At 69.5% G+C, this 11309-nt stretch carries 5 protein-coding genes; all 5 read left to right on the forward strand.

Features of this window, described 5'->3' with window-relative positions; genetic code table 11:
• The first annotated feature begins 30 nt into the window (after positions 1 to 30).
• Entirely contained in the window at positions 31 to 6102 is a 6072-nt protein-coding gene (locus tag DW307_RS02355) for an Ig-like domain-containing protein (RefSeq protein WP_168440972.1), read from the forward strand.
• Positions 6103 to 6145: 43 nt separating this feature from the next.
• Complete coding sequence (locus DW307_RS02360) at positions 6146 to 7117, forward strand: AAA family ATPase (protein ID WP_029258893.1); 972 nt, start codon at positions 6146 to 6148, stop codon at positions 7115 to 7117.
• Entirely contained in the window at positions 7117 to 8379 is a 1263-nt protein-coding gene (locus tag DW307_RS02365; protein ID WP_136023828.1) for a DUF58 domain-containing protein, read from the forward strand. Before DW307_RS02360 ends, DW307_RS02365 begins: the two co-directional genes overlap by 1 nt.
• Entirely contained in the window at positions 8376 to 10772 is a 2397-nt protein-coding gene (locus tag DW307_RS02370) for a transglutaminase family protein (protein ID WP_136023829.1), read from the forward strand. Before DW307_RS02365 ends, DW307_RS02370 begins: the two co-directional genes overlap by 4 nt.
• On the forward strand, positions 10769 to 11309 hold a 541-nt coding region (locus tag DW307_RS02375; RefSeq protein WP_136023830.1), incomplete at its 3' end, for an RDD family protein. The genes DW307_RS02370 and DW307_RS02375, both read left to right, overlap by 4 nt.

The raw sequence follows: 11309 nt of genomic DNA on the forward strand, positions 1-11309 counted from the left end.
GGGGAACCGGGAATGAAGGCGTTGTCATGGATGCGCGCACGACCGAAGACGCTGGCGTCGGCCGCCGGCGTCACCGTCGGCGTCATCGCCATCACCACGATGGCTTTCACCTATGAGGGATTCCCGACCACCAAGGTCGATCTGAACGACGGCGGCGTCTGGATCACCAAGACCTCGAGCCTGCTCGTCGGGCACTTCAACAACGAGTCGACCGTCCTCGACGGTGGCCTGCGCACCACGGGTGAGAACTACGACATCCTGCAGGACACGAGCAACATCCTCGTCGTCGATGAGAACGCCTCGACCCTGACCGCCGTCGATCCGGCACGCGTCTCGCTCAACGACTCCGCGAAGGTCCCCTCCTCCTCGAAGGTCGCGCTGGGCAACCGCACGGCCGCGATCCTCGACCAGAAGACCGGCGAGCTCTGGGTCGTTCCGGCGCAGGGTGTCTCCTCCTTCGAGGCCGAGGTCAACGAGCCGGTGGCGGAGCTGGGAGCCGGTGCCGACGTGGCGGTGGCCAAGGACGGCACCGTCTTCGGACTCGCGCCGGAGCGCGGCGAGGTCGTCACCGTCCCTGTGGACAACGAGGGGGAGGCGCTCGACGCCTCCGCAGCCTCGGTCGGCGAGCTCGATGCGGCCGCGAAGCCGACCATCACAGCCGTTGGACGCACACCGGTCGTGCTCGATCGCGCCGCCGGGGTCGTGACCTCGCCCGGTGGCATGCGCACCGAGATCCGCGGTGCCGACAAGGCGGTCCTGCAGCAGTCGTCCGAGAACACCGACGCGGTGGCGATCTCGACTGCGAACGCCCTCGTCAGCGTCCCCCTCGACGGCAGCGAGCCGACCGAGGTCGACGCGGGGGGCGACGGCACCGCGGCCGCTCCCGTCTGGCTGCGCGGATGCACCTACGGCGCGTGGGCCGGCACGGCGACCTTCATCCGCGAGTGCCCGGGCACGACCAACGACGTCAACGCCCAGGTCGAGGGCGCCGAAGACGCGAAGAGCCTCGTGTTCCGTGTCAACCGCGACGTCATCATCCTCAACGACGCCGTGGGCGGCGCGGCCTGGCTGGCCAACGAGAGTCTGCAGCGCGTCGACAACTGGAACGACCTCACCCCGCCGGAAGGCGAGACCGAGAACGAGGACGACTCGACCGAGGAGACCGTCGAGACGACGCTCCCGGAGCGCAAGGAGGAGAACACTCCTCCGATCGCCGAGGACGACACCTTCGGCGTGCGCCCCGGTGTCACGACCATGCTCCCGGTGCTCGACAACGACAACGACCCCGACGGCGACGTCCTGGTCGCCACGCTCGCCGAGGCCCAGCCCGCGATCGGCACGATCCAGCAGGTGCAGAACGGCGGATCACTGCAGATCGCGGTCGAGGAGGGCGCGTCCGGCTCGACGACGTTCACCTACGAGGCCGATGACGGCCGCGGTGGCAAGGACACGGCGGCCGTCACGCTGACCGTCTTCGACAAGAGCGTCAACACCGCCCCTGTCCCCAAGCGCAGGACGACCTTGACGGTCGAGACCGGCGGCACGATCTCGTACAACATCCTCCCGGACTGGATCGACCCGGAGGGCGACGACGTCTACCTCAAGGACGTGGTCGCCGCTCCCGGAGACGAGGTCGACTTCAACACAGACGGTCAGATCACCTACAAGGCCACGGCGAGCCAGCAGGGGCACAAGGAGGTGCAGGTCACGGTCGCCGACGGATACGGCGAGACGGCCACCGCCACGGTGATCCTCGACGTGCGGCCGGAGGGCTCGACGAAGCCGAAGACCAACGCCGACCACGTCGTCACCCGCGTCGGCGAGCAGGTCACGGTGGCGCCGCTCGCCAACGACACCAGCTCGGGCCGAGAGCTGCTGCGTCTCGGGCGCGTGAACGAGGTCCCCGGCGCGACCATCGTGACCGACGGCCCCAACAAGACGTTCACATTCACCGCCGATGCCCCCGGCACCTACTACGTGCTGTATCTCGCGACCGCCGGTCCCGAGAACGGCGAGGGGATCGTGCGCGTCGACGTGCTGGAGGCGAGCGAGACGGATCTGCCCCCTGTCGCCGTGCGCGACGTGGCGCTGCTGCCGACCGGTGGTGACGTGCTCATCGGTGTGCTCGCGAACGATGTCGACCCCGCCGGCGGCATCCTCGTCGTGCAGTCGGTCTCGATCGAGGACGACTCCGGCGTCTCGGTGTCGGTCATCAACCATGAGACCCTCCGTATCACCGACCAGGGATCGCTCACCGATCAGGCCCGCATCAAGTACCGGATCTCGAACGGTTCCAAGTCGGCCGAGGGCGAGGTCGTGGTGATCCCGATCCCCGCGCCCGACCAGCTCCTCCAGCCGGTCGTGAACGACGACACCGCGATCGTGCGTGCCGGCGACGTCGTCACCATCCCGGTGCTCGACAACGACACGCATCCGAACGACGACGTCATGCACGTCGTGCCCGAGCTGGTCGAGCCCCTCGTCGACCCGGAAGACGGCGAGGCGTTCGTCTCGCAGGACACGATCCGCTTCAAGGCCGGACCCGTCGCGAAGACGGTCTATCTGACGTATGAGGCCGTCGACTCCCGCCAGCAGAAGGACGCCGGCTACGTCACGATTCAGATCCTCCCCGTCGACGCGGACACCAACGCCGCTCCACGCCCTCAGGATCTCGTTGCGCGCGTGCTCGCCGGATCCAACGCGAACATCGCCGTGCCTCTGGACGGCATCGACGCCGACGGCGACTCGGTCGAGCTGATCGACATCGCCTCCAGCCCCACGAAGGGCCGCATCACCGAGACCGCGCAGAACTACTTCACCTACGAGGCGTTCGACGACTCCTCCGGTGTCGATGTGTTCCGCTATCGAGTGCGCGACCGCCTCGGCAAGGAGGGCATCGCCACGATCCGCGTGGGCATCGCTCCGGGCGAGCAGGTCAACCAGAGGCCCTTCGCGGTGAAGGATGCCGTGGTCGTGCGACCCGGCCGTGAGATCTCGGTACCGGTGATGCTCAACGACTCCGACCCCGAGGGCGACAAGATCAGTCTCGTCAAGGACGGTCTCGAGGTTCCGACCGACACGGGGATCACGGCCCGCGTCTCGGGTGACCGCGTGCTGGTGCAGGCGCCGAACCGCGAGCTCGAGACGTCGCTACAGTACACGATCCGCGATGCGCGGGGCGCGGAAGCCACCGCGGCCCTGCAGATCACGGTCGACGAGGACGTGCCGTTGCAGGCGCCCGTCGCGCGAGACGACCGCGTGCGCCCGACCGACCTCACCGACGGCACGATGAGTGCCGACCTCGACATCCTCAAGAACGACGAGGACCCGGACGGCACGACCGACCGCCTCAAGCTCGCGCTCGGTGAAGGCGCCACGCAGCTCGAGAACGGCAAGGTGCGGGTCACCGTGACGGAGAACCTGCAGCTCATCCGCTACACGATCACCGACCAGGACGAACTGGCCGCATCGGCCTTCATCTTCGTTCCCGCCGAAGCGGACCTCCGGCCGATCCTCGACTCGACGAAGCCGCTCGAGGTCATGAGCGGCGAGACCAAGGAGATCCCGCTCTCGAAATTCGTCACCGTCGCCGGCGGCGGTACGGCTCGGATCACCGAACACGCCAAGGTCACCGCCGTGTATGCGAACGGCGACGACCTCGTGAAGGACGAGACGACGCTGGTCTACACCTCGGCCGACGGGTACTTCGGACAGGACTCGCTCACCTTCGAGGTCACCGACGGCACGGGCCCCGACGACCCCGAGGGCCGCACGGCGACGCTGAGCATCCCGATCAACGTGCTGCCGCCGGAGAACCAGCAGCCGGTGTTCACGGGGGCAGAGGTCATCGTCGCCCCGGGGGAGAAGGCGTCGACGCTCGACCTCGCTGCGCTCACGACCGACCCTGATCCGGAGGACGAGGGCACGCACAGGTACAAGTACGTCAGCGGCGCCGGCAAGGGCATCACCGCCAAGATCGATGGCTCGAAGCTGCTCGTGGAAGCGTCGTCGGATGTCGAGAAGGGCACGGTCGCCTCGCTCAAGCTCGAGATCACCGACGGAACGACCGAGGCGGTCGAAGGCACCGTGACCGTGCGCGTCGGCGCGTCGACCCGCCCACTGCCCGCGGCCAACACCGACACGATCTCGGAAGCGGATCAGGGCAAGAGCATCACGGTGCCCGTGCTCGCGAACGACTACAACCCGTTCCCGGAGACGCCGCTCAAGCTGATGACGGCCGCCACGGAGTCGGGCTCCGGCGGCGCGGCCGTCAAGGGCGATCAGGTGGTCGTCACGCCCGACCCCAGCTTCGTCGGGACCATGGTCGTGCGCTATCGCATCCAGGACGCGACGAAGGATGCCGAGCGCGAAGCCAACGGGCAGATCATCGTCACGGTGCAGGGTGTTCCGGACGCGCCGGGAACCCCTCTCGTCTCGAGCGTGCAGGACCGTACCGTCGTCGTCTCCTATGGGGCGCCGGCGAACAACGGCGCCGAGATCACGAAGTACACGGTGAAGTCCGTCAGCGGCAACCCGTACTCGAAGGAGTGCCGCTCCACCACCTGCACGCTGGACGGCTTGACCAACAACGTCGAATACACCTTCCAGGTGACCGCGACGAACCGCGTCGGCGAGTCGAAGCCGTCAGGCTCGTCGGCGGTCGCCCGTCCGGACGCTCGGCCCGACACCCCGAACCCGCCGACCCTCGCCTTCGGCGACAAGTCCCTCAAGGTCTCCTGGGCCACCCCGACAACTCCCGGATCTCCTGTCGAGAGCTACACGCTGGAGATCTCCCCGGCTCCGCCGTCCGGGGTCTCGCAGAAGCAGGCCACCGGGAACTCGATGACCTGGGAGGGGCTCGAGAACGGCGGCATCTACCAGGTGCGCGTGCAGGCTCACAACCGCGCGCCCGAGCCGTCGAGCTGGAGCGGCTGGTCGGCGTCGGAGGTACCGGCAGGTCCTCCGATGCCCGCGGCCGCCCCCACCGTCGCGCAGCTGCAGGCCGTGGGCAGCCAGGCGCAGATGCAGGTGAGCTGGGTGCCGGGGAATCCCAACGGTGATCCGATCGACTCCTTCGAACTGCAGGTATGGGAGGGCGGAACGCTCCGCAACACACTCACCCCGGGGGCGTCCATACGGTCGCAAGCGGTCTCGGTCCCGACATCAGAGGTGCCGTACACCTACCGCATCCGTGCCCAGAACAAGGCGGGCTGGGGCGACTGGAGCCCCATGTCGGCACCGCGCCGCGGTGTGAACAAGCCCGACGCTCCTGTTCTCTCGGCCGTCACGCCGGGCGATCGCTCGCTCACTCTCACCTGGTCGCGGAGCGCCCTCAACGGCGCGAAGACGACCGAGGTGCAGTACCAGTACTCGATCAACGGCGGCAGCAGCTGGGCGGCGATGCCGGGCAACAACGTGGTCACCGGACTCGCCAACGGAACCAACTACAACGTGCGGGTGCGCGCGGTCGCGACGGTCGACGGGTCGACGTACGCGAGCGATCCCTCCGGACAGATCGTCGGCAACCCGTACGGTCCGCTGAAGCAGCCGGCGGTCAGCGCTTCGCAGAACCCCACCAGCGTCACCTTCAACTGGGACGCGGGGCCCGCCGCGAACGGCCGCTCCATCAAGACCGTCCGCATCCGCATCGACGGCGGCGGCTGGCAGAACGTCGGCGCCAGCGGCAGCCGTACGGTCGGCGACGGGTACAGCCAGCGACACACGATCGACGTCGAGGTCACCGACCAGGCAGGCCAGCAGATCACCCGATCCGCGGAGCAGACGTCCGGACCGAAGCCCGACCCGCGCGCCTGGGTCACCTCGACCGGAAACGCGAACGGACAGCCCAACTGCAACGACGGCACGTGCGCATACTTCTACCTCACCGGCCGCGGCTTCCCGGCGAACTCCAGCATGTGGGTGCAGTGCGCCAGCAACGCGCCGCCTCCCTACGGCGGCACATTCGGCGGACGGACCGTCACGACCGACGGCAACGGCAACATCGATCAGCAGCTCGGCTGCTACCTCGGCATGCGCCGCGGGACGATCGAGGCCTGGGTCGTGATGGACGGCAAGGAATACGAACACAAGGTCTGGCAGTGATGCCGCGCGACACCTCTCCACGAGAACAAGGAACGACACCCTCATGACAATGACCCCCGAGCAGGCCGCCTGGTTCCAGGGCACCTTCCAGCGCCTCGTCGAGAACATCGACAAGGCCGTGCAGGGCAAGCAGGAGATCGTCGGCCTCGTGCTGGCCTCGATGCTCGCCGAGGGCCACGTGCTCCTCGAGGATGCACCGGGAACGGGCAAGACCAGCCTCGCCAAGGCGCTGGCCGCGACCGTGCAGGGCACCAGCGCGCGCATCCAGTTCACGCCCGACCTGCTGCCGTCCGATGTCACCGGCGTGACGATCTACGACCAGCAGTCGCACCGCTTCGAGTTCCACAAGGGCCCGATCTTCGCGTCGATCGTGCTCGCCGACGAGATCAACCGCGCATCGCCCAAGACCCAGTCGGCGCTGCTCGAGGTCATGGAGGAGTCGCGCGTCACGGTCGACGGCGTCACGCACGAGGCCGGTCGCCCGTTCCTCGTGATCGCGACGCAGAACCCCATCGAGCAGGCGGGCACCTACAAGCTGCCCGAGGCGCAGCTCGACCGCTTCCTGATCAAGACGTCGATCGGCTACCCCGACCTCGCCGTGACCGAGAGCATCCTCGCCGGTGCCTCCGACCGCAACCCCTCGGCCGGCCTGTCCGCGGTCATCACCACGAGCGCGGTGGCCGATATGGCCGACCTCGCCGCGACCGTGCACGTCGAGCCCGCCGTGCTCCGCTACGTGGCCGAGCTCGCCGAGGCCACGCGCGAGGACGGCGCCATCCGTCTCGGCGTGTCGGTGCGCGGGGCGATCGCGATGGTGCGCATGGCCAAGGTGTGGGCAGCGGCCCAGGGGCGCCACTTCGTGCTTCCCGACGACATCAAGGCCCTCGCCCGCCCGGTCTGGCAGCACCGCCTGCTTCTCGACGCCGAGGCCGAGTTCGCCGGCACCAGCAGCGACACCGTGATCGCCCGTGTTCTCGACGCGGTGGCGGCGCCCCAGGCCCGAGTGGCGGCCTGATGACCGCTGAGGCCCTTCCGGCGTCGACGCCGCAGACGGAGCGCGACGCCGGTTGGCGTGACATCGCGGCCGTCCTCGGTGCGCGCGCCCTGACGCGCCTCCGCAAGATCACCTCCGCCGTCCGCCCGCTCGCCTGGGTGCTGATGGCCCTCGCCGTCGGCTTCTGGGTGCTCGGCCAGACCGCCGGGTGGGCGGAGTTCACCATCGCCGCCGTCGTCATCGCGATCGCCGTGGTCCTGTGCGCGCTGTTCCTCATCGGCCGCACCGCCTACGACGTCGCGCTCGACCTCGCCCGCACCCGTGTGGTCGTGGGAGAGCGCGCGGTCGGTGCCCTGACCCTCGCCAACCGCGGCACCAGGGCCATCCTCCCGTCTCGTGTGGTGCTCCCCGTCGGTTCCGGACGCGGCGAGTTCGGCATCCAGCGACTCGCGCCGGGGGAGGAGGCGGAGGAACTCTTCGCGATCCCCACCCAGAAGCGCGGCGTGGTCAAAGTGGGGCCGGTGAGTGTCGTGCGCGGCGACCCGCTCGGCCTGTTCGAGCGGGCTCACCGTCGTGACGACCCTGTCGACCTCTTCGTGCACCCGCGCACCGTGCTGTTCGACGGTCAGTCGCTCGGCTACCTGCGCGACCTCGAAGGGCTTCCCGCAGCGGATCTGTCTCGCGACGACGTCTCGTTCCACGCCCTCCTGGAGTACCAGCCGGGCGACGACCTGCGTCACGTGCACTGGCGGTCGACGGCCCGCACCGGCACCATGATGGTCCGGCAGTACGAGGAGACCCGACGCTCGCACTTCGTGATCGGGCTCTCGCGCTCGCTCGCCGACTACGCCACCGAAGACGACTTCGAGCTCGGGGTCTCGGCTGCGGGGTCGATCGGCCTGCGCGCTCTGCGCGACTCTCAGCGCGTCGACATGCGCGTGCAGGGCCGGGAGCTTCCCGCGGGCACCGGCAAGCAGCTGCTCGACTCGCTCTCGGCCGTGGAGAACAGCAAGCCGAAGGAGGGTGGCATCGCCGAGCTCGCGGGCGTCGTGGCCGCCACCATGCCGTTGGCGAGCGTGGTGGTCCTGGTCTGCGGCGCTCGGGTGAAGTCCGACGATCTCCGCCTCGCGTGCGCGCGTCTGCCGTTCGGCGCCCGTGTCCTCGTCGTGGTCGCCGACACCACGGCCTCCGCCCCGGCGCTGCGCCGCATCGGCGATGCCGACGTCGTCACGGTGGGTGCGCTCGAACAGGTCCCGCTCGCTCTGCAGAAGGTGCTCGCATGACCGGGTCCTCCGCCGCGTTCGGCGACCTCCCCCTCCGCCGTTGGATCCTCGACCTGGGAGCGACGGCGCTCCTGGTCCTCACGGCCCTCGTGGGCTTCTGGCCGACGTTCGCCGGTCCGTCGTTCCTGCCCGCCGTCATCGGTGGAATCCTGATCGGCCTGGCGATCGCGGTCATCACGACCTGGCGTCATTCGGGCATCCTGATCATCGCGGGTCTCACGATCGCCGCGTACTTCGTGTTCGGCGGAGCTTTCGCTCTGCCGCAGACGTCGATCCTCGGCTTCATCCCGACCATCGAGACGCTGCAGAAGCTCGCGCTCGGGACGGTCACCGCGTGGAAGCAGATGCTCACCACGGTCGCCCCCGTCGCGGCGGCCGACGGACACCTCGTCGTCCCGTTCCTGCTGGCGCTGGTCGTCACCACCGTGACCGCCTCCCTCGCGCTCCGGCTGTCGCAGGTGGCGTGGGCCCTGATCCCGGCCGGCGTGCTGCTCATGCTGGTGATCGCGCTCGGCACGCCCGAACCCGCGTTCCCGCTCGTGCAGGGACTCGTCTTCGCGGTCGTGAGCATGTCGTGGCTCGCCCTTCGCCAGTTGTGGGCACCGCAGAACACGGCGATCTCCGTCAGCGAGGTCGATCCCTCCCGCGCCGCGCACATGCGCACCCGGCGTCTGCTCGCCGGGGTGGCCGTGTTGGCGATCGCCGGCGGCGCGGGGGTGGCAACGAGCGCCGTCGCGAACCCGGCGCAGCCACGACACGTGTTCCGCGACGTGATCATCCCGCCGTTCGACATCCGGGATTACCCGAGCCCCCTGCAGGCGTTCCGGAAGAACGTGCGCGACGAGGCGGACCAGACGCTGTTCACGGTGCAGGGCCTGCCCAAGGGCGCGCGCGTGCGCACCGCGGTCATGGACCAGTTCGACGGGATGGTCTACAACGTCACCGACGGCGGGCCCACCTCGTCGAGCGCCTTCAGCCCCCTGCGCTCGAACATGTCGCCGGATGCCGAGGGCGTCCCGGTGACTCTCAACGTCGAGATCGGTGCGTATCGCGGAGTATGGATGCCCACCGCGGGCGAGCTGTCCGAGATCAGGTTCTCCGGCGACGATGCCGAGCAGCTGCGCCGCGGCACCTACGTGAACACCGAGACGGGCACCGCCGTCTCCACCACGAAGCTGACGAAGGGTGACGAGTACACGGTGGATGCCGTGATGCCGAACGTACCCGACGACGAGCAGCTCGCCGAGGTGCCGTTCGGCAAGGTGTCGATGCCGAAGCCGAGCAACGTGCCGGAAGAGCTCACGGCCCTCGCCGCCGAGACGATCGCCGGTGCCGAGACGCCGATCGAACGGGTGCGGGCCCTCGAGAACTTCCTCTCCAAGGAGGGCTTCTTCAGCCACGGGCTCGAGGGAGAGGTCATCTCCCGCGCCGGCCACACCGCCGAGCGCATCTCGACGCTCGTCGGCGGGGAGCAGATGATCGGTGACGACGAGCAGTACGCCGTCGCCATGGCGCTGCTCGCCGGGCAGGTCGACATCCCCGCCCGGGTGGTCATGGGCTATTACCCCGACGAGGACAAGGCAGGCGAAGCCACGTTCGCCGCCACCGGCGACAACGTGCACGCCTGGGTCGAGGTCAACTTCGAGGGACTCGGGTGGATGGCGTTCAACCCCACCCCGCCCGAAGACCAGGTGCCGAACGACCAGAACACCAAGCCGCGCGTCGACCCGAAGCCGCAGGTGCTGCAGCCCCCGCCTCCGCCGCAGGAACCCGTCGACCTGCCACCCACCCTGCCCGACGACCGCGAGGCCGAGGACGAGAGCCTGAACCTCGCGGGCATCATCGGGGCGATCCTCGTGATCGGCGGCATCTCCCTCGGAGTGATCGCACTGCTGGCATCGCCCTTCATCGTGATCGGCGCGTGGAAGGCGGCGAAGCGTCGTTCCCGCCGCGCGGCCGCGCGCACCGCGGACCGCATCAGCGGCGGCTGGGACGAGCTCACCGACCGTGCCGTCGACTACGGCGCCCGCATCCCTCCCGGAGGCACGCGGATCGAAGAGGCGGCGGTCGTGGCGTCGTCGCTCACGGTGCCGCAGGTCACCGCCCTCGCCGAGCGGGCCGACGCCGACGTGTTCGGCCCCGCCGAGCCGAGCCCGGAGGATGTCGAGTCGTTCTGGCACGAGGTCGACGACATCGTCGGCGGACTGGGCAAGGAGGCCGGCTTCTGGAAGCGCCTCCAGGCGCGACTGAGCGTCCGCTCCCTGATCGGCGGCACCGCCATCTCGAACGGATTCCAGAACCTGAAGGACGCGGCGGCCGTGCGCGTCCGCCGCGAACCTGGCACCATCAAGAACAGCACGACGCCCCCGTCCCCCGAGAGCGAGACCTCATGACGCAGCCCGCGCCCGACCAGATCGCGCCGGTCTCCCGTCGCGCCGTCGCCTATCTCATCGACGCCTTGATCGCCGGGGGCCTCGCGATCGTGCTCGGCGGCGGACTCCTCGTCGCCGTGTCGCTCGCCGGCAGCGTCGAGGCCGGCCTCGGAGTCCTGCTGATCGGCGGCCCCGTGGTGGGCCTGGTGCTGCTCGGCTGGTTCTTCGTCTACACGGTGATGCAGGCGGGGGCCGGCTCGATCGGCATGCGCGCTCAGAGTCTGAAGCTCGCCTCGGCCGCGGACGGGAGTCCGCTCGGCTTCGGACGCACGCTGCTGCGCAACGTCATCTTCGGCCTCGCCGCCTCCGTCGTCGTGGGGTACTTCACCCCGCTCTTCGACGGCTCCGGACGGTTCCAGGGGTGGCACGACAAGGTCGCCGGATCCCTGATGCTGGACGCGCGGGTACCGGCGCCCGTCGGGGCGGACGCCGCGGCGCCCGCTCCGGCTCCGACGGTGCGGGCTGCCGCGGTCGCGCCGGCTGCGGCTCCGACGGCGC

Source organism: Microbacterium sp. K27 (assembly GCF_004794435.1).
Taxonomy (GTDB): domain Bacteria; phylum Actinomycetota; class Actinomycetes; order Actinomycetales; family Microbacteriaceae; genus Microbacterium; species Microbacterium maritypicum_A.

What these genes read in the sequence shown, in the direction of transcription:
- DW307_RS02360 (WP_029258893.1), top strand. Translation starts at nt 6,146, where the DNA reads ATGACAATGACCCCCGAGCAGGCCGCCTGGTTCCAGGGCACCTTCCAG.
- DW307_RS02355 (WP_168440972.1), top strand. Translation starts at nt 31, where the DNA reads ATGCGCGCACGACCGAAGACGCTGGCGTCGGCCGCCGGCGTCACCGTC.
- DW307_RS02370 (WP_136023829.1), top strand. Translation starts at nt 8,376, where the DNA reads ATGACCGGGTCCTCCGCCGCGTTCGGCGACCTCCCCCTCCGCCGTTGG.
- DW307_RS02365 (WP_136023828.1), top strand. Translation starts at nt 7,117, where the DNA reads ATGACCGCTGAGGCCCTTCCGGCGTCGACGCCGCAGACGGAGCGCGAC.